Source organism: Micromonospora lutea (assembly GCF_016863535.1).
GTDB lineage: Bacteria > Actinomycetota > Actinomycetes > Mycobacteriales > Micromonosporaceae > Micromonospora > Micromonospora lutea.
This window is the reverse complement of record NZ_BOPB01000002.1, coordinates 345,945-368,223: the sequence shown is the minus strand read 5'-3', so window position 1 is coordinate 368,223 and position 22,279 is coordinate 345,945. Positions and strand designations below refer to the sequence as shown.

Here is a 22,279-nt window from a genome sequence, read left to right as displayed (position 1 = left end):
GCGTGGTGCACGACCGGGCCCGGCTGCGCGATCCGGGTCAGTCGGGTGCTGCCGCCAGCGCGGCGAGTTGGTCGGCGTACTCGATCCGCTCGGCCCATCCGCTCGGCCAGCCGGACATGCCGTGGGCCGCGCCGACGAAAGCTCCGGCGAGGGCCGCGATCGAGTCGGAGTCACCGGCGGTCCGGGCACCCCGGACGAGCGCATAGACCGGGCTGTCGGCGTGCCGGATGGCGCAGTACAGAGCCGCCGCGAGGGCCTCCTCGGCGATCCAGCCCTCACCGGTGAGCCGGCACGGATCCCCGCCGTCGTCCGGGGCGGCCAGCGCCACGTCGAGTCGGGCCAGTGCCCGCTCGCACTCCTGCCAGCCCCGGGAGATGAACTCCTCCGGTGCCCGTACTCCCGACCGTTTCCACAGGTCGCCCAACCAGTCGGCCCGGTACACCCGGCGCTGCTCGTCGACCCGGGCGGTGAGCAGGTCGGGGAGGTCGGCCAGGGCGGCACCGTCGACCAGCAGCCGCACCGCGTACGCGGTCAACTCGCTCGCCGCCAGGCCGGTCGGATGGCCGTGGGTGAGACCGGCCTGGAGCTGCGCCAGCCCGGCGAGGGTGTCCAGGTCGACGTCGAGCAGCCCGACCGGGGTGACCCGCATGTTCGCCCCGCACCCCTTCGAGCCGGCCTCGGTGGCCTGCTGCCAGGGCAGCCCTCGGGACAGTTCGGCGCAGGCCCGCAGGCAGGTCATCCCCGGCGCACGGTTGTTGTCCGGGCTGGTCGCCCAGTCCAGGAAGCGACGGCGCAGCAGCGGCTCCACCGCCCCCGGGGTGTACGTCGGCGCGTCGTGCAGCGCCCAGCCCACCGCCAGCGCCATCTGGGTGTCGTCGGTGACCAGCGCCGGGTCGCCGACGAGTTCCCGGGGGCCGGTCGGACCGAACCGCCTGTCGATCTCGGCGACGGTGAGGAACTCGGTGGGTTTGCCGAGCGCGTCACCGTAGGCCAGGCCGAAGAGCGAACCGGCAGCGCGACGCGATGCAGGACTGATCATGAACGCGATGATGCCTGCCGGCCGCAAGCCGCGCAGCCTCCGATCGGGCCACCACCATCCGGCGGGCGGGGCCTGATGCTCAGTCCCAGCAGAGACAGAACGGGTGGCCGACCGGGTCGGCGTAGACCCGGAAACCCTCACCGTCGCCGGGTAGCCGGCGGGCACCCAGGGCCAGAGCCGCCTGCTCCGCCGCCTCGATGTCGTCCACCGTCACGTCGAGGTGGAACTGCTGGGGCCGTCCCGGATCGGGCCAGGCCGGCGGAACCAGGTCGGGTGCCCGCTGGAAGGCCAGCCGTGGCTGGTGGTTCGGCGGCCCGCCGAGCACCACCCAGTCGTTACCGTCCGAATTGTCCTCGATCAGCGGCAGGCCGAGCAGCTCGGAGTAGAAGCCGGCCAACGCACGCGGATCGGGGCAGTCGATCACCGTCGAACGCAGCTGTCCAATCATGACGAGCATCCTGCCCCGTGGGTACGACGAGAAACCTCACTCCTCGGCGAGCCGGCGTCCGGCGTCCCGGCAGGCCGCGAGGACCGCCCGGACGTACGCCACATCGGCCCCGGCCATGCCACAGGCGGGAGTCACCACCACCTGCTCGGCAAGCTGACGGCGCGGAAACCCGAGGCGGTCCCAGAGGGTGCGTACCCGGTCTGCGAGGTCGGCTGAGGTCGGGGCGCGACCGGTCGGCGTCGCCGGTGCGGCACCGGCCAGCAGCCCGAACCCGGCGTCGAGCGCCTCGCCGAGCGGGTCGAGGTCGGTGAGCAGGCTCAGGTCGAGCGCGACGCCGATCGCCCCGGTGGAGCGGAGCAGTTCCAGCGGCACCTCCGGGGCGCAGCAGTGCACCACGGTCGGCACCCCGACCGCCTCGATCACCGTGCCCAGCAGGGTGCGGGCGTCGCCCGACTCCACCGCCCGGTAGGCACCGAGGCCACTCTCGGTGGGCACCCGACCGGTCAGCGCCGCCGGTAACGACGGCTCGTCGAGCTGAAGCAGCACCGACGCGCGGGGCAATCGACGACGCACCGCGTCGACGTGGCCGCGCAGCCCTTCGGCCAGTGAGCCGGTCAGGTCACGCAGCGCACCTGGGTCGCGCAGCATCCGACCGCCGATCGGCAGCTCGATCGAGGCGGCCAGGGTCAGCGGGCCAGCCGCCTGGAGCTTGATGGGGCCGGCGTACTCCTCGGCCTGCTCGGCGAGCTGGTCCAGGTCGCGTTCCATCAGGTCGCGGGCCCGGCGCAGGTCGCGGCCCGGACGCGGGGCCACCCGCCAGCGTGCGGCGTACAGCTCGATCGGCAGCTCCACCAGTAGACCGCCGGTGCGCCCGATGACGTCGGCACCCGGCCCTCGGGCCGGCAGCTCCGGAAGATGCGGCAGGGCGGGCAGCTCACCAAGGACGATCCGCTGCGCCTCGGCGATGTCGGTGCCGGGCAGCGAGCCCAAACCGGTCGCCGCGCCCGCCGCCCACGGCCAGACCTGATCAGTCACGGCCGAAGCGTACCCGTGAGGATCAGCCGGTGATGGTGGCGGAGCCGAGGACGACGTCACCGGCGGGATCGGGGCGGTAGGCGACGATGGCCTGGCCGGCGGCCACGCCGCGCACCGGGCGACGCAGCTCGGCGTGGAGGGTGTCGCCGTCGACGGTGACGGCGGCGGGCACCACGACGCCGTGGGCGCGCAACTGGACCTCACACTCGATCGGACCGTCGGGGCGCGGGCCACCGGTCCAGAGCGGACGGGTGGCCCGGACCGTGGAGACCTCCAGCGCCTCCGCCGGGCCGACGGTGACGGTGTTCGTCTTCGGTGTGATGGAGAGCACGTAGCGGGGTCGGCCGTCCGGGGCCGGCCGGTCCAGGTGCAGTCCGCGCCGCTGCCCGACGGTGTACGCGTAGGCGCCGGCGTGCTGTCCCACCACCGCGCCGGTGGTCGCGTCGACCACGTCTCCGGGCGTCTCACCGAGGCGCTGGGCCAGGAAGCCCCGGGTGTCGCCGTCGGCGATGAAGCAGATGTCGTGCGAGTCCGGCTTGTCGGCGACGGCGAGCCCACGCTCGGCGGCCTCCTGCCGGACCTGAGCCTTTGTCGAGTCGCCGAGCGGGAAGATCGAACGGTCCAGCTGCTCGCGGGTGAGCACGGCCAGCACGTACGACTGGTCCTTGGCCTCGTCGACGCTGCGACGCAGCAGGCCGTCGGGGCCGAGCCGGGCGTGATGACCGGTGACCACCGCGTCGAATCCCAGGGCCACCGCCCGGTCCAGCACCGCCGCGAACTTGATCTTCTCGTTGCAGCGGAGGCACGGATTCGGGGTACGCCCCGCCGCGTACTCGGCGACGAAGTCGTCGACCACGTCGGCGTGGAAACGGTCGGCCATGTCCCAGACGTAGAACGGGATGCCGAGCACGTCAGCGGCCCGCCGGGCGTCCCGCGAGTCCTCCAGGGTGCAGCAGCCCCGGGCACCGGTGCGGTACGTCTGCGGGTTGCGGGCCAGCGCCAGGTGCACGCCGGTCACGTCATGCCCAGCCTGCACCGCCCGCGCCGCCGCCACGGCGGAATCCACGCCGCCGGACATCGCCGCCAACACCCTCACCCGGACCACTCTCCCTTCCCACCGAGCCTATCTCCGCCCGGCACCGGCTCAGCGGGGAGTACGCGGCGCCGCCGCCCGCCGGGCCCGGTCCACGGCCCCCGGAAGGGCGGCGATGAGCGCGTCGACGTCCGCGGTGGTGCTGGTGTGACCGAGGGAGAACCGCAGTGACGAACGGGCCCGGTCGTCGTCCGCGCCCATCGCCAGCAGGACGTGGGAGGGCTGCGCCACCCCGGCCGAGCAGGCCGAGCCGGTCGAGCAGGCGATGCCCTGGGCGTCCAGCAGGAGCAGCAGCGCGTCCCCCTCACAACCGGGGAAGGAGAAGTGCGCGTTGCCGGGGAGCCGATCGGTCGGATCGCCGTTGAGGACGACCTCGGGGACCGCCTGGCGGACCCGTCGCACCAGGTCGTCGCGGAGCGCGGCCAGCCCGGCGGCGTACTCCTGCTGGCCCTTGACGGCCGCTTCGACGGCGACCGCGAAGGCGACGATGCCGGCCGCGTCGAGGGTGCCGGAACGCACGTCCCGCTCCTGTCCCCCGCCGTGCAGCAGCGGCACCGCCGCCACCTCCCTACCCAGCAACAACGCGCCGACCCCGACCGGACCACCGAGCTTGTGACCGGTCACGGTGAGCGCGGCGACGCCGCTGGCGGCGAAGTCGACCGGCACCTGACCGACCGCCTGGATGGCATCGGTATGGAACGGCACGCCGTACTCGGCGGCCACGGCCGCCAGCTCGCCGATCCGCTGGATGGTGCCGACCTCGTTGTTGGCCCACATCGCGGTGACCAGCGCCGCCCGGTCGCCGTGTTCGGCCAGTTCGGTACGGAGCGCCTCCGGGTGCAGCCGGCCGGCACCGTCGACGGGCAGCCAGCCCACCTCGGCGCCCTCGTGCCGCTCCAGCCACTCCACCGCGTCGAGGACGGCGTGGTGTTCGACGGCGCTGGAGATCACCCGGATCCGCCCGGCGTCGACGGCCCGGCGCGCCCAGGAGATGCCCTTCACGGCGAGGTTGTCACTCTCGGTGCCACCACCGGTGAAAATCACCTCCGACGGTCGGGCACCCAGCGCGGCGGCCACCCGCTCCCGCGACTCCTCCACCCGGCGACGGGCACGCCGACCGGACGCGTGCAGGGAGGACGCGTTGCCGACCTCGCGGGCGGTCGCGACGTACGCCTCCAATGCCTCGTCGAGCATCGGAGTGGTCGCGGCATGATCCAGGTAAGCCATCACGGTCCAGCCTAACGACCACTCCGGTTCCGACCGCAGTCCGGATTGCCTGGCGGGACGTCAGACCGGTGATGCGGTCACCACGATGTTGTCCCGGTAACGACGGGCGTCGGCGTCGAACGGCCCGCCGCAGGTGATCAGAGTCAGGCGGGGTCGACCGTCGCGGGCGAAGTAACGCTCCAGCGGAATCTTCGTCTTGTCGTACTCCTCCCGAGCCACCACCCGGTAGGTCCGCTCGGTCCCGTCCTCGCCGGTGGCCGTCACGGTGTCGCCCGGCGCGAGTTCACGCAGCCGGTAGAAGGCGCCCCGGCCCTGCTCAGCGCTGTCGACGTGACCAGCGATCACCACCGAGCCGGACTCGGCCTCAAGCCCCGGCCCGTAGCGGTACCAGCCGACCTGGTCGACGCTGGGCGGCACGTCGAACTCCTGGGTTCGCTCGTCGACACCGACCGGGTCGACCCGCGCGGTGACCTCGATCGAGGGGATCCGCAGCCCGACCGGGCGTACCGGTTCGGCATCGTCGGGCAGCGTCCCCGGGGCCACCGGCACGGCGGGTCCGCTGGTCGACGGGGTGGGGCTGGCCAACGCGGCGGCCTGCTCGGCGCCGACGTCTCCCGCCGGCCTGGACACGACGGCCACCACGGCCGCGACGGCGAGCGCGGCGGCGCCGGCGGCCACAGCCGCCAGCGCCCCACGGTTGACGACGGTCACCGGCGACCCGACCGGACGACAACCACCCGCGCCCCACCCACGACCAGCAGCAGGAGCCCGGTGCCCGCCAGCGCGTACCACCAGGTGCCGAGACCGGTGTCGGCCTGCCCGCCGGTGCCGCTCGGCACGCCGGACGGCGCCGAGTGCAGGCCGTCGATGGTCTGCGCCACGACGGCCAGGTTCTCCGCCTCGGCGGAACCGGTGGCGTACACGATCGTCGCCGTGCCCTCCCGCAGGTTGAGGTCGGCCGGCCCGATCACCACGGTGTCGGTGCCGGCGAGCACCACGTCCGCCGAGACGTTGCCGGCGTCCACGTCACCCTTGGCCTCGTTCGGATTGGTCAGGTCCTCGAAGACGGGGCTACCGCCGGCTCGCACGTCCACGGCCGGCGCGGCGGCGGTGTGCCGGACGATCAGCCTGGCCTTGCCCGCGTCGACCTTCGCGGTGTCGTTCACGAAGGGAGTGATCGTGGGCTGACCGTCGGCGTCGAGGTGGGCGGCGATGCTGATGTTCGCCCCGCCGGGAACCTCGGCGTCGTCGGCGGTGAGGATGGCCTGCCCGATCGGCTCGCCCGGCTTGGTCAGGGCGATGTCGTACTGCCCCTCGGGCAGGTCCAGCGGCCCGGCCACGTCACCGGGTGCGAAGTTCTCCAGGGTCTTCTCCCCGTTGACGTACACGTCGACCGGGGTGTCCGGAATGCCGTGCACGACGGAGACCTTCGAGTTGGCGGCGTACGCCGGGGTCGCCGTCGCCACGCCGACTCCGGCGAAGGTGAGCGCGGCCACCGCGCCACCTGCGGCGACGCGGCGAAGGTGCGCGAACTGCATGTCTACCTCCTGGTGATTCATGGCACTTCGTCATGCTTGCTGTGCACCCCGAGTTACGCCGGCTCCTCGCCGCCCGGATGCGGGCGGCGGGGTTTTTCTTTTTCCGGCCGGAACCGCATCCAGCGGGCCCCGGACGGACGAAGAGGGGTTGGTGAAACGCTGGGCGGAAAGAGGGGGAGGCACCGGTGCGGGCTACAGTCGGGCATGCCCTCAACCAGGCAAACCGTCCCGTGACCGGGATCCGGCAACAACCGGGCACACCCGAGGACGAGCTTGCCCACCGTTTCCGCGCCGGCGACGAGCAGGCGCTGCGCGAGGCGTACGACCGTTACGGTCGGGCCGTTCTCCACCTGGCCACCAGCACGCTGGTGAACCGCAGCGACGCGGAGGACGCGACCCAGGCCACCTTCGTCGCCGCCTGGCTCGGCCGGGAGACCTTCGATCCGGCGAAGGGCTCGTTGGTCGGCTGGCTGCTGGGAATCGGCCGGCGCAAGGTCATCGACCGGCTCCGGTCCGTCGCGCGGGACAACCGGGTGGTCGAGACCGTACGCCAGCTACCCGACCCGGTGCCCTCCGGCAGCGACCCGGACACGGTGGTCGACCGGCTGGTGGTGGCCGACGAGCTGGCGCGTCTGCCGGACGAACAGCGACGCATGCTGGAATTGGCCTTCTTCGACGACCTGACCCACCAGCAGATAGCGACGGTGACCGGGGTGCCGCTCGGCACGGTGAAGAGTCACATCCGGCGTGGCATGGCCAGTCTGAAGCGCAGATGGGAGGTGGACGGTGCAGCACCTGGAGCACGATCGGCTGGTCTTTCTGGCGCTCGGTGAGAGCGACGTGGACACTGCCGACCGCACCCACCTCGACGCCTGTCCACACTGCCGGGCCGAGTTGGCGAGCCTGCGTCACGTCGCCGGCCTCGGCGCCGACAGTCAGCGGCTGCGTGATCTGCCCGACCCGCCGGAACACGTCTGGCAGGGCATCATGTCCGAGATCACGGCGGCGAAGGAACTGCCCCGGCTCACCGCCGACCGGCAGCGGCCGGACCCGGTCGTCCCGGTCGGCAGCGGCAGCCCGCCGGTCGCGCGCGGGTCGCGGCGCGGGCGGTGGTCACGGCTCGCCACGACAGCGGTCACGGCGGTCGCCGCGGCCACCGTCGGTGTGGTCGGCACCGCCGCCGTACTGCGCGAGGCCCCGCCCGCCGAGCAGACCGTGGTGGCCAGCGCCCCGCTGGCGGCGTACGGGTCGACTCCTCCTGCCGCCCGAGGTGACGCCCGGGTGCTGGGCACCGGTGAGTTGCACCTGCACGTGGCGAATCTCCCGGCCGTTCCGGGGTACTACGAGGTCTGGCTCATCAACCCGCAGAGCATGGAGATGTTCTCGGTCGGTGTCCTCGGCGGCGGCTCCGACGTGTTGCTGCCGCTGCCACCAAACGTCGACCTGGAGCGGTACTCCGTCATCGACGTCTCGGCCGAGCAGTTCGACAACGACACCGCACACTCCGGCGACAGCCTGTTGAGGGGCTCCCTGACGGGCTGATCGACGGGCCGGTTCAGCTCCCCGGCCCGTCGGTCAGCTCCCTCGCCTCCGGACGACACAGCCGCCGCCCGGAACCCCGGTGCGGCGGCTGTTCGGGTACGGCTCACTTGCGCTTGCGGATCTCCTCGGCGGCCTGCGGGACGATCTTGAACAGGTCGCCGACCACGCCGAAGTCGGCCAGCTCGAAGATCGGTGCCTCGCCGTCCTTGTTGACCGCGACGATGGTCTTCGAGGTCTGCATGCCGGCCCGGTGCTGGATCGCGCCGGAGATGCCCAGCGCGATGTAGAGCTGCGGGGAGACGGTCTTGCCGGTCTGACCCACCTGGAACTGGTGCGGGTAGAACCCGGAGTCGACCGCGGCCCGGGAGGCGCCGACGGCACCGCCCAGCAGGTCGGCCAGTTCCTCGACCAGCTTGAAGTTGTCCGCGTTGCCGACGCCGCGACCACCGGAGACGACCACGCCGGCCTCGGTGAGTTCGGGACGGGAACCCTTCTGCTCGGCCACCCGGTCGACGACCTTGGCCAGCTTGTCGCTGTCGGTGACGGCGACGGTGAGCTGCTCGACCGCAGGGGTGGCCGCGGCCGGCGTCGGGTTGACCGAGTTCGGCCGGACGGTGACCAGCGGCAGACCCCGGGTGACCTTGGACTTCACGATGGTCGAGCCGGCGAAGGCCACCTGGGTGGCGGTGCCGTCGGCGGCCAGGGCCACCACGTCGGTCAGGATGCCGTTGTCGAGCTTGACCGCCAGCCGGGCAGCGATCTCCTTGCCCTCCTGGGAGGAGGCGAGCAGCACGGCAGCCGGCTGCACCCGCTTGACCAGGTCGGCGACGACGGTGGCCTTCGGTGCCACCAGGTAACCGTCGATCTCCTCACCCTCGGCGGCGTAGATCTTTTCCGCGCCGTACTCGCCCAGCTTGCCCGCCAGCGCCTCGGCGGCGCCGGTGCCGCCGAGCACCACCGCCGACGGGGCGCCCAGCTCACGCGCGAGGGTGAGCATCTCCAGGGTGACCTTCTTGACGCCGAACTCCGCGGTGGCTTCGACGACGACGAGAACCTCAGACATGTCCCACACCCCTCACACGAACTTCTCGGTGGCGAGGAACTCGACGAGCTGCGTGCCGCCGGAGCCCTCATCGGTGACCTTGACGCCACCCGAACGCGGCGGACGCGTGCTGTGCTCCAGCACGGCGCTGGTCGCCCCGTCGAAGCCGACCTCGTTCGTCGCCACTCCCAGGTCAGCCAGGGAGAGCGACTGCACCGGCTTCTTCTTGGCGGCCATGATGCCCTTGAACGACGGGTACCGGGGCTCGTTGATGGTGTCCCACACGGAGACGATGGCCGGCGTCGAAGCGGTGACCACCTCGTAGCCCTCCTCCGTCTGCCGCTCCACGGTCAGCGTGGCCCCGTCGACCGTGAGCTTGCGCGCACCGGTCAGCGCCGCGATGCCGAGCCGCTCGGCGAGCATGTGGGGCATCACCTGCACCCGTCCGTCGGTCGACTCCGAGCCACAGAGCACCAGGTCGGCGTTGAGCTGCCCCAGCGCGGCGGCGAGCACCTTCGAGGTGGCGACGGCGCAGGAGCCGTGCAGGGCGTCATCCACCACGTGCACCGCCTTGTCCGGGCCCATCGACAGCGCCTTGCGGATCGACTCGGTCGCCCGGTCCGGACCCATGGTCAGGATCGTCACCTCGCCGCCGTGCGCCTCCTTGATCTTCAAGGCCTCCTCGATGGCGTACTCGTCCATCTCGTTGATCACGTTGTTCGCCGAACCGCGGTCGACTGTGTTGTCGTCAGTACGCAGGTTGCGGTCCGCGCCCGAATCAGGCACCTGCTTGACGAGTACGACGATGTTCATCGCCTGCGACGACCCTCCTGCTGTGGGTATGTGATTTTTCGCCCCGATCTGGGCGCAGCCTCGCGCGGGCGGCGCCGTCCGGTCAACCATGAGCTGTTGTGCGGTTGCCCACGGCACCCATGTTACCTGCCAGTAGCATCCGCGCCCAGCACGCCCCTGATTCGTGCGATGACCTCAGCCTCGGCCGGACTGACGCCATTGTGGGCGCGGGCCGCGCGATCGGCCGCCGCCAGCACCACGGCCCGGTAGACCGGGACGTCCTGCGGGACCTTCTCGGCCAGGATCTCGATCCCCCGGCGCAGCGCCGGCAGCACCAGCGACTCCACCTCCAGCGCCGAGTCGCGAGGGAGCTTCGGCAGCGGCCCGCTGGTCAACGCCTCCTTGACCATGCCGCTGGCGCCGGCGATCGCCCCGGAGGCCGCGAAGCTCTCCCGGAACAGCGCGAACAACCCCGGGTCGGCGTTCGAGACCATGAGCACCGCACCGAAGGCACCGGTCTTCAGGGTCATTTTCTCGTCGTCCGTCAGCCGCTGGCCCATGATCACGGAGTGTAGACGTAGGGCGTGGTGGTGTTGACCGGGACGAGCCCGAGCCGTTCCAGCACCGGGCGACTCCCATCGGCGGCGTCGACCTGCAGCAACGTCCGGTCACGCGACCCGGCCAACCGGGCCCGGTAGCTGACCAACGCGCGGTAGATGCCCTTACGCCGCCACTGCGGCAGGGTCGAGCCACCCCAGAGCGTCGCGAAGGTGCTGTCCGCCGGGAACCGCACCCAGCCGGCGCTCACCATCGTCTCGTCGGCCTCGGCCACCACGACCGCGATCGCCTGCGGATCGGCGGCGATCTCCCGTTCCAACGAGTCGGCCAACGCGGACAGGTCACGCCCCCACACCTGCGTCTTCAGCTCCGCGATCCGGTCCAGGTCCGGGCGCCCGGTCACCTCCCGCAGGCGTACGCCCTCGGGCACCACCGGCAGCGTGGAGGCCAGTGGCGCGACCGGGCCGACCACGACGGTCTCCTGATCCTCCGGCACGAAGCCGGCGGCGCGCAGGCGCTGCGGCAGGTCGGCCGGGTCGTCGTGGCCGTGCAGCTTCCACTCGATCGGCTCGCCCCGCTCGCGGGACACCGCCACCTGCCGCGTGATCAACTCGTCGAGGTCGGCACCGGTCAGCCCGCCGAGGTCGCGGTAGGTCACCATGCCCCGCTGATCGAGGCCCAGCACCCGGAACAACGGACCGTCGGGCTCCACCACCACGCCCTCGGGCACCGGGCGCGGCAGATCCGGCCGCAGCTGAGCGTCGTACGTCGCACGCAGGGTGGTCGCGTCAAGATCCGTCATGCTGCCCAACTATTCCCGCTCGACACCGGATAATCACCACTGTGTGGCAGATGATCAGGAACTGGTTCGACCCGCAGGAGTTGCGGTCGGTGGGAGTCACCCCCGACTACCGCTTCTCCCTGGCCAACGAGCGCACGTTCCTGGCCTGGCTGCGTACCGGACTGGCGTTGATCGCCGGAGGACTCGCCGCGGCGCAGTTCCTGCCGACCCTGTCGCTGGTCCACCTGCGCGAGGCGATCGCCGTGGCGTTGCTGCTGCTCGGTGGCGCGGTCGCGATCCGGGCCGTCGACCACTGGTCGCGCACCGAACGGGCCATCCGGCTCGGTGAGGAACTGCCCGCCTCCCGTTTCCCGGCCGTCCTCGCCCTGATCGTCGGCTTCGGCGCGTTGGCGCTGATGGTGGCGGTGCTGGCCGGCGCGATGACCCAGTGACCACGGTCCGCGACCCGGGGCTGCAACCCGAACGCACCCGGCTGGCCTGGCGACGCACCCTGCTCGCGCTGACCGTGGTGACGCTGCTGACCGTACGGCTCGCATTCACCGGTGGCCGGAGTGCGGCCGGGTCGGCGGTGCTGGCCCTCCTCGGCTGGGGCACTGTCGTCACGCTCTGTTGGCGCCGGGCCACCGGCAGCGGCGTGTCCCGCACCGGCGGTCGACACCTTGCCCTGGTAGGGCTGGCCGCCGCCGGATTCGCGCTCATCGGAACGCTGCTGGTGCTCCGCGGGCTGTGACCGCTACGCAAGGTAGGTCATGATGGTGACATGGCCCGGCTGTACATTCTCCTCTTCCTGGTGCAGGTCGTCCTCGCCGTCTGTGCCCTGATCAGCTGCCTCTCCGCCGAGGAGAACGGCATCCGCCACCTCCCCCGGATCGGCTGGCTGCTGATCATCCTGTTCTTCCCACTGGTCGGCTCGATCGCCTGGTTCGTCGCCGGGCGGGAGCGCAAGGCCGTCGGCGGGCCCACGTCCTGGGCTCCGGGCGCACGCCCGGCCGAACGCCCCCGGCCGCTCGCGCCGGACGACGACCCGGAGTTCCTCCGCTCGATCGAGAAGCGCTCCCGCGAAGAGGACCAGGAACTTTTCCGCCGCTGGGAGGAGGACCTTCGTCGGCGCGAGAACGACCTGCGTAAGCGCGAGGGCGAGCCGCCGCGCGAGGAACCCCGCCCCGAGGTGTAGCGGCCGGGGCGGGGGCTCCGGTTCAGGCCAGGTTCGAGGAGCGGGGGTACGCGTCGGCCGGGTCGGTGAGCACGTTGACCAGGTACGGCACCCCGGCGTCGAAGGCCCGTCGCAGGGCCGGACCCAGATCGGCGGCCTTGGCGACCGTTTCGCCCGCCCCGCCGAGCGCGCCCACCACCTGGTCGTAGCGCAGCTCGGGCTGGAGGTCGGCGGCCACGTCGTAGCCGTACATGGCCCGCATCGGGTGCTTCTCCAGACCCCAGATGCCGTTGTTGCCGACCACGATGACCACCGGCAGTTTCTGCCGGGCCAGTGACTCCACGTCCATCAGCGAGAAGCCGGCCGCGCCATCGCCCATCAGCACGCAGATCTGCCGGTCCGGGTGGGTGACCCGGGCACCCATCGCGTAGCCCATGCCGGTGCCGAGGCAGCCGTACGGGCCGGGGTCGAGCCAGGTGCCGGGCTGGGCCGGCTCCAGGTAGCGCCCGGCGTAGGAGACGAAGTCGCCGCCGTCGCCGATGGTGACCGCGTCGCGGGCGAGCACCTTGCGCAGTTCGCCGTAGATCCGGGCCGGGCGGATCGGATCGGTCTCGGCGGCCATCTCCTCGGCGTCGCGCGCCTTGGCGGCGTCCTCCGCGGTCCGCAACTGGGCCACCCAGTCGTCGTGATCGACCCGGTCGCCGGAGTGCTCGGCCAGGGCGGTGAGGATGCCGCGCAGGTCACCGGCGGGGGCGGCGGCGGGCTGTACGTGGCCGGCGCGCTGGCTGGGCGCGTCGACGATGTGCACCACCTGGGCCTCACCGAAGTCGCCGAAGGAGAGCCGGAAGTCCAGCGGAGTGCCGATCACCACGACCACATCCGCGTTGGACAGCGCCACCCGACGCGCCTTGGCGAAGGCCAACGGATGCTCCGGCGGCAGGGCACCGCGACCCATGCCGTTGGTGAAGACCGGCACGGTGAGCGCTTCGGCCGCAGCCCGAAGCTCATCCACCGCATCGCCGGTCCAGACGTCCGAACCGGCGATGATCACCGGACGGGCCGCGCCCGCGATCAGGCCGGCGGCCCGGGCCACCTCGTCGGGATCGGCGTCGAGCGGGCTGAGCTGCGGGCCGGCCGGCAGCTCCGCGTCGCCGACCGAGAAGATCGCCTCCAGCGGGAAGTCGAGGAACACCGGCCCCCGGTGCGGGGTGAGCGCGGTGGTCAGCGCGGCGGCCACCGCTCGGGGAATGTCGTCCGCGCTGAACACCGTCTCCGCGTGCTTGGTGACCGGGGCGACCAGCGGGAGGTGGTCCATCTCCTGGAGGCTGCCCGATCCCCAACGGAACTGTGGTGCCCGACCGCCCAGCACGAGCACCGGCGAGGCGTTGAAGAAGGCGCTGGTCAGCCCGGAGATGCCGTTGGTGACGCCGGGGCCGGCGGTGAGTACGGCCAGCCCGGGTCGGCGCTGAAGCTTCGCCACCGCCTCGGCGGCGAAGACGGCGGACTGCTCGTGCCGCACGTCGTAGATCGGGAAGTCGGTCTTGTGCGCGGCATCGTAGAGCGGGAACACGTGCCCGCCGGAGAGGGTGAACATCTCCCGCACCCCGTACGCGCGCAGCGCCGCGAGGGCGAGTTCCCCACCGTGGCCTTCGATCCGCTCCGTCATTCCCGCTCCCTCTCGTCGCCTGACCGGAGTCACACGCTACTGGCCGGTAGGAGGAATGTGAACTGCTCTCGCGCTCAGCGTCCGGTGAAGTCCGGCTTCCGCTTCGCCACGAACGCCGCCATTCCCTCGCGCCGGTCGTCGGTGGCGAACAACGCCGCGAAGAGCTGGCTCTCCCAGGCCAGACCCGAAGCCAGATCCATGTCCAGGCCGCCGTCGACGGCGAGCTTCGCCGCCCGCAGCGCCTGCACCGGCCCGTTCAGATACGGCTGCACCATCGCCACCGCGGCGTCGTAGACCTCGGCCGCCGGGGCGACCCGGTCGGCCAGGCCGATCCGCAGCGCCTCCTGCGCGTCGACCATCCGCCCCGACATGATCAGATCCTTGGCGCGGGCCGGGCCGACCAGCCGGGCCAACCGCTGGGTACCCCCGGCGCCGGGAATGATGCCGAGCTTGATCTCCGGCTGCCCGAGCTTGGCGTCCTCGGCCACCACCCGCCAGTCGCAGGCCAGCGCCAGCTCGCAGCCGCCGCCGAGGGCGTAGCCGGTGATCGCGGCGACGACAGGCTTGGGGATCCGGGCGATCGCGCCGAGGGCACTCGACAGCTCGGCCGCCCGCTCGGCCATGTCCACGTACGACATGTCCGCCATCTCCTTGATGTCCGCGCCGGCGGCGAAGACCTTCTCCCCGCCGTACACGATGACGGCACGGACGCCGCTGTCAGCGGTGGCGGCGGTCGCGGCGGCGCGCAACTCCTCCTGCACCTGGGTGTTGAGGGCGTTCATCGGCGGCCGCTCCAGCCGGATGGTGCCGATGCCGTCCCGGGTCTCCAGCCGCACGAACTCGCCCACGCTGAGCCTCACTTCCTCGTCGAAGTCGCGTGCCAACCTTACGACCCGGCTCGTTGGGGTAGTTAGTCTGGTGCCAGCCCGTCAACCGGGAGTCGCACGATGAACCCTCAGCAACCTGAGCCGCGCGGTGGCCGTGCCGCGGCCGCCCACCCTGGCCGGGTGCACGGGCGAGTCGACAGACGTCCCGTGGTCACCTACTACGACGACCGGCTGGTGCGGGTCACCTCGGCCGCCGTGACCGTCGAGGGTCGGGTCTATCCCCTGGCCGAGATCAGCGAGATCTGGCACCAGCACGGCACCCTCTCCTGGCGGGTCCTGGCCGGGCGGGGTGCCATCGGCGCCGCGATGGTCGCCCCGCTGGTGGCCGCCGCCGCCGGAGTCGCACTGGCCGTCTGGCTGGACCGCTCGGCCACCGTCACGATCGCGATCATCGGGGCGTCCGTGCTGGTCGGACTCGCCGTCGGGCCGGTCGCCGATTTTTTCTTCGAACAGCTCGACCGGTCCTACGCCCGGGGCAGCCGGCAGCGGGAGGTCTGGATCCGCTGGCGGCATCACCCGGTGCAGCTGCTCCGCACCCCGGACGCGCTGCGCTTCGGTCAGATCTACCGCGCCGTGCAACGAGCCATGGAGGCCGGCCGACCGATACCGCCCCGCCGACGCTGAGCGACCAGCCGACAGCACGGAGTTGCCCATCAGTGCTTAAGCTTAGTGATGGCGCTCTATTACCAGGACGACACGGTGCAGGTCACCTCCGAGGCGATCCAGGTCGGCGGGCACGTCATTCCCATCACCGAAGTCACCTACGTCTGGCACGCGAAGGGCCGCACCACACTCGCCGTACGAGGCCGGGTGTTCGGTCGGGGCGTCCTGGTCCTGCTGCTGTCCCTGCCCCCACTGGTGGCGCTGATCTGTGTGCTCTCACTGGCCTGGTCCGCACAGGACCGGGGCGAGTGGCTGCCGGCGCTGGTCGTACTCGCCGCCTGTGTGATCATCCCGCTCGCCCTGGCCCCGTTCCTGGAGATACCCCTCAGCTGGCTGGACCGCTCCTACGAGCGCGGCAACCGGGTCCTGGAGTTGTGGGTGCAGTACCGCCGGCAGGAGGTGATGGTGCTGCGCACGCCGGACGCCCTACGCTTCGGGCAGATCTACCGGGCGGTCCAGCGCGCCGTCGAGCAGAGCGGTCATTGACCCGCCTCGGGTGGCCCTGGCCCGCGCGTCGCACACTTGACCCCATGGCACTCCCCCTACCCCGGCCGACCGCGGTTCTCGGCCTCGCCCGTTCCGCCCTCGACCAGACCGCGTCCCTCGCCGCCCTCCCGGCCCGCGCGTTCACCGTGCTCGACGAGGTGGAGGCGTTGCTGGCCCGGATCAACGGGGTGGTGGACCGGGTCGAGCAGACCCTGGACCGGACCGACCGCATGGTCACCGACGCTGAGGTGGCGGTCCGTGAGGTCGCGGTGATCAGCGCCGCCGCCACCGCCGCCGTGGACAACGCCACCAAGGTGGCCGCCGCGGCGGCCGTCGTCGTGGAGTCGGCGAGGTCGGTGGCCGGGCGGGCCGCCGAGACGGTGGGCACGGCGGCTGAGGCCGCCGCCACCGCCGCCGAACTGCTGTCGGCGTACGAACCGGCGCTGCGGCGGGCCGCCCCGATGGCCAACCACTTCGTCGAGCAGCTCAGCCACGAGGAGGTGACCGCGGCGGTTCGACTCGTCGATGAGCTGCCGAAGCTGCGGCAGCACCTCACCGCCGACGTCCTGCCGATCCTGGCCACCCTGGACCGGGTCGGCCCGGACCTGCACGACCTGCTCGACGTGACCCGGGACCTCAAACTCGCGGTGGCGGGCATCCCCGGGCTGTCGATGCTGCGCAGGCGGGGCGAGAAGCTCAACGACGACGCCTGCTGACCCGCGCCGCAAGCCGTCGCGTCGGGTGGTCAGCAGTCGCAGGCGGCGGAGGTCGCCGGTGCGGTCAGGTCGTCCACCGGCCGGTGGACGAGTCCCGCGGCGGTCATCACGGGCAGTCCCTCCCGAATCCAGTACTCGTAGCCGCCGCGCAACTCCTTGACCGGGTAGCCGAGGCGGGCGAATGCCAGCGCCGCCCGGGTGGCACCGTCGCAACCGGGACCCCAGCAGTAGGTGACCACCCGCGCGCGGGGCGGCACCACCTCGGCGGCCCGTTCGGCGATCAGGGCAGTGGGCAGGTGCACGGCGTCAGGCAGGTGGCCCTGCGCCCAGCCCGCGTCGCCGCGCGAGTCGACCACGACCAGGTCGGGTACTCCGGCGGTGAGGTCGGCGTACACGTCGGCCACGTCGGTCTCGAAGCGCAGCCGGGCGAGGAAATGCGCGACGGCGGTGGACGGCTCGGCAGCCGGTACGGCGAAGGCTCGTGTCATGTCCTCGATCGTCGACCGAGCCGAACCGGTGGACGAGTGGCGGCCACGCCGGACTCCGCTAACATCCCGCCATGAATCCGGTCGACCGCAGCGTGGCGGTGCTCGCGTACCCCGGAATGTCGGGTTTCGAGACCGGGATCGTCGCGGAGGTCTTCGGGCTGCCCCGGCCGGAGCTCGACGTGCCCTGGTACGACCTGCGGCTCTGCGCCGAGCGACCCGGTCCGGTTCCGCTGCTCGGCGGCGCCAGCCTGCACAGCCCGTACGGGCTCGACGTGCTGGCCGCCGCCGCGACCGTCATCGTTCCCGGGGTACCCGACGTCCACGGGTCACCGTCGCCGGAGCTGGTCGCGGCCCTGCGCGGGGCACACCGGGCCGGTGCACGGCTGATGTCCATCTGCTCGGGCGCCTTCGCCCTGGCCGGCGCCGGGCTGCTCGACGGCCGGCGGGCCACCACCCACTGGCGGTACGCGGACCTGCTGGCCCGCCGGTACCCGCAGGTCACGGTGGACGCCGACGTGCTGTACCTCGACGACGGGGACATCCTCACCAGCGCCGGCAGCGCCGCCGGACTCGACCTCTGCGTGCACGTCGTGCGACGTGACCACGGCACGACCGTCGCCAACGCGGTGGCCCGCCGGCTGGTGATCCCGCCGCATCGCGACGGCGGTCAGGCGCAGTTCATCGAGGCACCGGTGGCGGTCGATCCGGACGACGACCGGATCGCCGGCAGCATCGCCTGGGCCCTGGCACATCTGGCTGAGCCGCTCACCGTGGCCCGGCTGGCCCGGCAGGCACACATGTCACCCCGCACCTACCTGCGGCACTTCGCGCGGGCCACCGGCACCAGCCCGATCAGATGGCTGGTCGAGCAACGGATCCGGGCCAGCCTGACGCTGCTGGAAACCACCGACGCGCCGGTCGGACAGATCGCGACGGCCGTCGGTTTCGACGCCCCGGTGACCTACCGTCACCACTTCACCCGGGCGATGCGGACCTCACCGTCGGCGTACCGTCGCGCCTTCCGCGCCGGTTGCGACCCCGGACCGGGCCACGACGGGCGAGCCGAGCGCCGCTGAGGTGTTCATCCGGCGGGTACGTACAGCTGGTCGATCTCGCTCCGGTGGGGCAGCGCGACGCTCGCGCCGAGCCGCCGTACGCAGGCCGCACCGGCGGCCGAGGCCCAGCGAACCGCGTCCACCAGGTCACGCCCTTCACCCCAGGCGACCGCGAGCGCGCCGGTGAAGGCGTCCCCGGCAGCCGTCGAGTCCACCGTGTCCACCTTGACCGCCGGCACGTGTACCGCCGTGCCGTCCCGGTCGCCGTACCAGGCACCCTCCGCACCGAGGGTCAACACCGCGCGCGGCACCAGGTCGAGCAGCGCGTGCGGATCTTCCCGGCCCCGTCCGGTGTACGCCTGCGCCTCGTTCTCGTTGACCACGAGCAGGTCCACGGCGGCGAGCAGCTCCGGTGGCAGCGGCACGGCCGGCGCCGCGTTGAGCACCACCCGGGTGCCGGCGGCCCGGGCCGCCACCGCCGCGGCGGTCACCGTCTCCACCGGAATCTCCAGCTGCGCCACCAGGACGTCAGCGTCGCGTACGGCGGCGAGTTCGGCCTCGGTCAGGTCGGTGAGTGACGCGTTCGCCCCCGGCGTCACCAGGATCGCGTTCTCACCCTCGGCGTTGACCATCACCAGGGCCACCCCGGACGCCCCGTAGGTGGTACGCAGCTGACTGGCGTCGACCCCGGCGGCGGTGATCCGGGCCCGCAGGGTCACCCCGAACGCGTCCGAGCCGATCGCGCCGAGGAAGACGCTGGCCGCGCCCGCTCTCGCGGCGGCGATGGCCTGGTTGGCGCCCTTGCCGCCGGGCACGGTGACGAAATCGGTGCCGAGTCGGGTCTCCCCCGGTCGGGGCAGTGCCTCGGCGGTGGCGACCAGATCCATGTTCGCGCTGCCCACCACTGCCACGCGGGTCTGTCGCACGGGATCCTCCTGCGGGCTGCAGTGGTTAGGAAGGGGCCCTTCCTATACACCAGGCGTTAACAAGGTGCCCTTCCTTACGCCTCAGGCGGCGCGGGCGGTGTAGCGGTCGCCGTTGCGCTCGACGAGCAGCGGCAGCCCGAAGGTCTTGGTGAGGTTGTCGGCGGTGAGGGTGTCCTGGAGCAGGCCCTGCGCCATCACGGCCCCGTCGCGCAGCAGCAGCGCGTGGGTGAAGCCGGGCGGAATCTCCTCGACGTGGTGCGTGACGAGCACCATCGCCGGAGCGTCCGGGTCCTGCGCCAGGGCAGCGAGGCGGGCCACCAGATCCTCCCGGCCGCCCAGGTCCAGCCCGGCCGCCGGCTCATCGAGCAGCAGCAGCTCCGGATCGGTCATCAGCGCCCGAGCGATCTGCGTCCGCTTCCGTTCGCCCTCCGACAGGGTGCCGTAGGACCGGTCGGCCAACCCGCTGACGCCCAGTTGGTCCAGCAGCATGCGGGCGCGGGCCTCGTCGGCCGAGTCGTAGCTCTCCCGCCAGCGGCCGACCACGGACCAGGCAGCGGTCATCACCACGTCGACGACCCGTTCCTGGGCGGGAAGCCGCTCGGCGAGGGCGGCGGTGGTCAGGCCGATCCGGGTGCGCAGTTCCATCACGTCGGTACGGCCGATCCGCTCGCCCAGCACGTGCACCGTGCCGGTGGTCGGGTGCAACCGCCCGGACGCGAGGTTGAGCAGGGTGGTCTTGCCGGCACCGTTGGGCCCCAGCACCACCCAACGTTCGTCCAGTTCCACCCGCCAGTCGACGTCGTGCAGCAAGGCGGTGCCGGACCGGCGTACGGCGACGCCGTCGAGGCTGACCACCAGATCCGCGTCCACGGGCAAGGGGGCGGGTGCGGCGCCGGCGGCGCCAGGGATCAGGTCACCAGTCACCAGCCCATCCAACCACGCACCGCCGACGTGCCCCCACGGGCCGGCGCCGCCACCGTTAGGGTGGGGCGCCGTGTTGTTGCTCACCCCACCCGGAGGACGCCCATGACCAGTGGGGTCATCGAGATCGAGGGTCTCCGCAAGACCTTCCACAGCGTGCGTCGCGGGCGACGGGTCGCGGTCGACGGTTTCGACCTGCTGGTGGAGGCCGGTCAGGTGCACGGCTTCCTCGGGCCGAACGGTTCGGGCAAGACCACCACCCTGCGCGCGCTGCTCGGGCTGGTACGCGCCGACGACGGCCGGATGCGCGTGCTCGGTGCCAACGCGCCGGAGCAACTGCCCCAGGTCTCCGGCCGGGTCGGTGCGATCGTGGAGAGTCCGCAGTTCTTCGGCAACTTCACCGGGTACCGGACGCTGCGGCTGCTCGCTCTCGCTGGCGGCGTACCGGTCAACCGGGTCGACGAGGTGCTGGAGGAGGTCGGGCTGGCCGACCGGGGCGACGAGCGGGTCAAGGGTTACTCGCTGGGCATGAAGCAGCGACTGGCGGTGGCCTCGGCGCTGCTCAAGCGACCCGAGCTGCTGATTCTCGACGAGCCGGCGAACGGGCTCGACCCGGCGGGCATCCGGGAGATGCGGGATCTCGTCCGGGCGCTGGCGGCCAACGGCGTGACGGTGTTGATCTCCAGCCACATTCTCGCCGAGATCCAGCTGATCTGTGACCACGTCACGATCATCTCGCAGGGCCGGCGGGTGGCCACCGGCCCGGTGGCGGAGGTGCTGTCCGGCTTCGACGACAACGAGCACCTGGTCCGCGTTGACGACCTGGCCCGGGCCGAGGAGTTGCTGCGGACCGCCGGGCTCACCGTGGCCGGGCACCCCGATCACCTGGTGGTCAGCGGTGTGCCGGATCCGACCACGGTGAGCCGGACCCTGGGTGAGCAGGGCATCTGGGTCCGCGAGCTGACCCCGTTGCGGCCGGATCTGGAGAGCGTCTTCCTGGAGTTGACCGGCACTCCGACGCACCCGGCGGTCCCCCGGCAGGTGGACGGCTGGGCACCGGACCAATCGGCCGACGGCCAGGAGATCGACCTCGGAATGCGGGGAGTGGACGCGTGAACCTGATCCGTGCCGAGGTGGAGCGACTGGGTGCCCGCCGCTTCGTACAGCTGATGATCGTGCTGCTGATGCTGGCGTTCGGGGTGACCGCGGCGACCACCCTGGCCGGCTCGCACCAGCCCACTGCCGCCGAGTTGGCCAAGGCGCAGCAGCAGGCCACCGCGAACCTGCGCAACATGGAGTTGCAGCACGCGCGATGCCTGGCCCGGGATCGGGGCGAACCGTTCCCCGGCGACCGCAATTTCTACCTGCCGCAGGACTGCTCCGAGTTGGATCCGGCGCTGCGGGACCGGTTGCCGGTGGCCGCCGACTACCTGACCGGGGTGTTCACCTTCACCCGCCAGGCCGAGCCCTTGCTCTACTTCCTGGTGGCGTACCTGGTGCTCTTCGGGTTCCTGGTCGGCGCGTCCTACATCGGCGCGGACCTGAACTCCGGCGGAGTGGTCAATCTGCTGCTGTGGCGACCACGCCGGCTGACCGTGCTCGGCGCCAAACTCGGCACCCTGCTCGGGGCGGTGCTGACCGTGTCGGTGCTTGCTTCCCTGACCTATCTCGTCACCTTCTGGGCCATCGCGCAGATCGCCGGCTATCCGGGCCCGACCAACGGGGCCTTCTGGGCCGAGTTGGGCGCGATCTGGGGTCGCGGGCTGATCCTGGTGCTGCTCGCCTCGGCGGTCGGCTTCGCCATCGCGACGATAGGACGGCACACCGCAGCGGCGCTGGGCGCGGTGGCCGCGTACCTGGTGGTGTGGGAGTTGGGTGGGCGGATCGTGCTGGAGATCCTCGACGCGGCCCGACCGGACCAGCTCATGCTCGCCAGTTACGTCGGTGCGTGGCTGACCGGAGAGATCAGCTTCTGGGACAGCAGCGCCTGCCGGACCGTCACCGACGGCTACTGCACTGGCAGTTACACCCTGACCTGGCAGACGTCGTTGGCGGTGCTGGGGCTGCTCACCGCCGGACTCAGCGCCGCAGCCTTCGCTCTCTTCCGTCGCCGCGACCTCATCTGACCACGCCGTCCCACCCCTCACCTCGTTGATCATGAGGTTGTTGTCCGGGAGAGCGCTCACTGCGAACAACAACCTC

At 71.9% G+C, this 22,279-nt stretch carries 27 protein-coding genes; 11 read left to right on the top strand and 16 right to left on the bottom strand.

Annotated elements, in window-relative coordinates; translation table 11 throughout:
• Positions 1–37: 37 nt before the first annotated feature.
• The 7 genes from Vlu01_RS03115 to Vlu01_RS03085 all read right to left on the bottom strand — a co-directional run bounded on the left by Vlu01_RS03115 (position 38) and on the right by Vlu01_RS03085 (position 6,380).
• Positions 38–1,039 (bottom strand): ADP-ribosylglycohydrolase family protein, encoded by a 1,002-nt coding sequence (locus tag Vlu01_RS03115; RefSeq protein ID WP_203992896.1) that lies wholly within the window; start codon positions 1,037–1,039, stop codon positions 38–40.
• 79 nt (positions 1,040–1,118) lie between these two features.
• Complete coding sequence (locus tag Vlu01_RS03110; protein WP_203992892.1) at positions 1,119–1,487, bottom strand: VOC family protein; 369 nt, start codon at positions 1,485–1,487, stop codon at positions 1,119–1,121.
• Positions 1,488–1,523: 36 nt separating this feature from the next.
• On the bottom strand, positions 1,524–2,522 hold the full coding sequence (locus Vlu01_RS03105; protein ID WP_203992889.1) for a methionine synthase: 999 nt from the start codon (positions 2,520–2,522) through the stop codon (positions 1,524–1,526).
• Positions 2,523–2,544: 22 nt separating this feature from the next.
• Positions 2,545–3,618 carry a tRNA 2-thiouridine(34) synthase MnmA gene (mnmA, locus tag Vlu01_RS03100; RefSeq protein WP_203992886.1) on the bottom strand — a complete coding sequence of 358 codons (1,074 nt, stop codon included), beginning with the start codon at positions 3,616–3,618 and terminating at the stop codon, positions 2,545–2,547.
• 48 nt (positions 3,619–3,666) lie between these two features.
• A complete protein-coding gene (locus Vlu01_RS03095) occupies positions 3,667–4,842 on the bottom strand; it encodes a cysteine desulfurase family protein (RefSeq protein WP_203992883.1) in 1,176 nt (391 codons plus the stop codon).
• A gap of 60 nt (positions 4,843–4,902) precedes the next feature.
• Positions 4,903–5,553: a class F sortase gene (locus Vlu01_RS03090; RefSeq protein WP_203992880.1), complete on the bottom strand. Its 651-nt coding sequence runs from the start codon at positions 5,551–5,553 to the stop codon at positions 4,903–4,905.
• Positions 5,550–6,380 (bottom strand): DUF4397 domain-containing protein, encoded by an 831-nt coding sequence (locus Vlu01_RS03085; RefSeq protein WP_203992877.1) that lies wholly within the window; start codon positions 6,378–6,380, stop codon positions 5,550–5,552. The genes Vlu01_RS03090 and Vlu01_RS03085 overlap by 4 nt, the downstream gene beginning before the upstream one ends.
• Before the next feature lie 230 nt (positions 6,381–6,610).
• On the opposite strand from Vlu01_RS03085, the gene Vlu01_RS03080 reads away from it, so the two are divergent.
• Complete coding sequence (locus Vlu01_RS03080) at positions 6,611–7,213, top strand: RNA polymerase sigma factor (protein ID WP_203993603.1); 603 nt, start codon at positions 6,611–6,613, stop codon at positions 7,211–7,213.
• Positions 7,167–7,922, top strand: a complete 756-nt coding sequence (locus Vlu01_RS03075) for an anti-sigma factor (RefSeq protein WP_203992874.1) — start codon at positions 7,167–7,169, stop codon at positions 7,920–7,922. Before Vlu01_RS03080 ends, Vlu01_RS03075 begins: the two co-directional genes overlap by 47 nt.
• A gap of 103 nt (positions 7,923–8,025) precedes the next feature.
• On the opposite strand, the gene Vlu01_RS03070 is transcribed toward Vlu01_RS03075, so the two are convergent.
• The 4 genes from Vlu01_RS03070 to Vlu01_RS03055 all read right to left on the bottom strand — a co-directional run bounded on the left by Vlu01_RS03070 (position 8,026) and on the right by Vlu01_RS03055 (position 11,116).
• Complete coding sequence (locus tag Vlu01_RS03070; protein ID WP_203992871.1) at positions 8,026–8,985, bottom strand: electron transfer flavoprotein subunit alpha/FixB family protein; 960 nt, start codon at positions 8,983–8,985, stop codon at positions 8,026–8,028.
• A 12-nt stretch (positions 8,986–8,997) separates the two neighbouring features.
• Positions 8,998–9,777, bottom strand: a complete 780-nt coding sequence (locus Vlu01_RS03065) for an electron transfer flavoprotein subunit beta/FixA family protein (RefSeq protein ID WP_203992868.1) — start codon at positions 9,775–9,777, stop codon at positions 8,998–9,000.
• Positions 9,778–9,899: 122 nt separating this feature from the next.
• Positions 9,900–10,322, bottom strand: a complete 423-nt coding sequence (locus Vlu01_RS03060) for a hypothetical protein (RefSeq protein WP_203992865.1) — start codon at positions 10,320–10,322, stop codon at positions 9,900–9,902.
• Positions 10,319–11,116, bottom strand: a complete 798-nt coding sequence (locus Vlu01_RS03055) for a GNAT family N-acetyltransferase (protein WP_203992862.1) — start codon at positions 11,114–11,116, stop codon at positions 10,319–10,321. The genes Vlu01_RS03060 and Vlu01_RS03055 overlap by 4 nt, the downstream gene beginning before the upstream one ends.
• Positions 11,117–11,157: 41 nt before the next feature.
• Here Vlu01_RS03055 and Vlu01_RS03050 point away from each other — a divergent pair, with 41 nt between their 5' ends.
• The 3 genes from Vlu01_RS03050 to Vlu01_RS03040 are packed head-to-tail and all read left to right on the top strand — an operon-like array spanning position 11,158 to position 12,290.
• On the top strand, positions 11,158–11,547 hold the full coding sequence (locus tag Vlu01_RS03050; RefSeq protein WP_203992859.1) for a YidH family protein: 390 nt from the start codon (positions 11,158–11,160) through the stop codon (positions 11,545–11,547).
• A complete protein-coding gene (locus Vlu01_RS03045) occupies positions 11,544–11,846 on the top strand; it encodes a DUF202 domain-containing protein (RefSeq protein WP_203992856.1) in 303 nt (100 codons plus the stop codon). Before Vlu01_RS03050 ends, Vlu01_RS03045 begins: the two co-directional genes overlap by 4 nt.
• A gap of 30 nt (positions 11,847–11,876) precedes the next feature.
• Complete coding sequence (locus Vlu01_RS03040; protein ID WP_203992852.1) at positions 11,877–12,290, top strand: PLD nuclease N-terminal domain-containing protein; 414 nt, start codon at positions 11,877–11,879, stop codon at positions 12,288–12,290.
• 22 nt (positions 12,291–12,312) lie between these two features.
• Here Vlu01_RS03040 and Vlu01_RS03035 read toward each other — a convergent pair whose 3' ends face one another.
• Both Vlu01_RS03035 and Vlu01_RS03030 read right to left on the bottom strand, forming a co-directional pair.
• Positions 12,313–13,935, bottom strand: coding sequence for an acetolactate synthase (locus Vlu01_RS03035; RefSeq protein ID WP_203992849.1), 1,623 nt, complete (start codon positions 13,933–13,935; stop codon positions 12,313–12,315).
• Positions 13,936–14,009: 74 nt separating this feature from the next.
• Positions 14,010–14,783: an enoyl-CoA hydratase-related protein gene (locus tag Vlu01_RS03030; RefSeq protein WP_203992846.1), complete on the bottom strand. Its 774-nt coding sequence runs from the start codon at positions 14,781–14,783 to the stop codon at positions 14,010–14,012.
• 186 nt (positions 14,784–14,969) lie between these two features.
• On the opposite strand from Vlu01_RS03030, the gene Vlu01_RS03025 reads away from it, so the two are divergent.
• The 3 genes from Vlu01_RS03025 to Vlu01_RS03015 are packed head-to-tail and all read left to right on the top strand — an operon-like array spanning position 14,970 to position 16,687.
• A complete protein-coding gene (locus Vlu01_RS03025; protein WP_203993600.1) occupies positions 14,970–15,446 on the top strand; it encodes a DUF6232 family protein in 477 nt (158 codons plus the stop codon).
• Positions 15,447–15,494: 48 nt separating this feature from the next.
• Positions 15,495–15,971 (top strand): DUF6232 family protein, encoded by a 477-nt coding sequence (locus Vlu01_RS03020; RefSeq protein ID WP_203992843.1) that lies wholly within the window; start codon positions 15,495–15,497, stop codon positions 15,969–15,971.
• A 44-nt stretch (positions 15,972–16,015) separates the two neighbouring features.
• Positions 16,016–16,687 (top strand): hypothetical protein, encoded by a 672-nt coding sequence (locus Vlu01_RS03015; RefSeq protein WP_203992840.1) that lies wholly within the window; start codon positions 16,016–16,018, stop codon positions 16,685–16,687.
• Between the two features lie 29 nt (positions 16,688–16,716).
• Here the strand turns inward: Vlu01_RS03015 and Vlu01_RS03010 are convergent, their stop codons facing one another.
• The gene (locus Vlu01_RS03010) at positions 16,717–17,175 is read right to left on the bottom strand and encodes a rhodanese-like domain-containing protein (RefSeq protein WP_203992837.1); all 459 of its coding nucleotides are present in this window, start codon (positions 17,173–17,175) and stop codon (positions 16,717–16,719) included.
• 71 nt (positions 17,176–17,246) lie between these two features.
• Between Vlu01_RS03010 and Vlu01_RS03005 the strand changes: the two genes are divergently transcribed.
• Positions 17,247–18,251: a helix-turn-helix domain-containing protein gene (locus Vlu01_RS03005; protein WP_203992835.1), complete on the top strand. Its 1,005-nt coding sequence runs from the start codon at positions 17,247–17,249 to the stop codon at positions 18,249–18,251.
• 5 nt (positions 18,252–18,256) lie between these two features.
• Here the strand turns inward: Vlu01_RS03005 and Vlu01_RS03000 are convergent, their stop codons facing one another.
• Positions 18,257–19,156: a ribokinase gene (locus tag Vlu01_RS03000; RefSeq protein WP_203992832.1), complete on the bottom strand. Its 900-nt coding sequence runs from the start codon at positions 19,154–19,156 to the stop codon at positions 18,257–18,259.
• 81 nt (positions 19,157–19,237) lie between these two features.
• On the bottom strand, positions 19,238–20,083 hold the full coding sequence (locus Vlu01_RS02995) for an ABC transporter ATP-binding protein (protein ID WP_373307268.1): 846 nt from the start codon (positions 20,081–20,083) through the stop codon (positions 19,238–19,240).
• A gap of 99 nt (positions 20,084–20,182) precedes the next feature.
• Between Vlu01_RS02995 and Vlu01_RS02990 the strand changes: the two genes are divergently transcribed.
• Both Vlu01_RS02990 and Vlu01_RS02985 read left to right on the top strand, forming a co-directional pair.
• A complete protein-coding gene (locus Vlu01_RS02990; RefSeq protein WP_203992826.1) occupies positions 20,183–21,193 on the top strand; it encodes an ABC transporter ATP-binding protein in 1,011 nt (336 codons plus the stop codon).
• A complete protein-coding gene (locus tag Vlu01_RS02985; RefSeq protein ID WP_203992811.1) occupies positions 21,190–22,203 on the top strand; it encodes an ABC transporter permease subunit in 1,014 nt (337 codons plus the stop codon). The genes Vlu01_RS02990 and Vlu01_RS02985 overlap by 4 nt, the downstream gene beginning before the upstream one ends.
• The last annotated feature ends 76 nt before the right edge of the window (positions 22,204–22,279 follow it).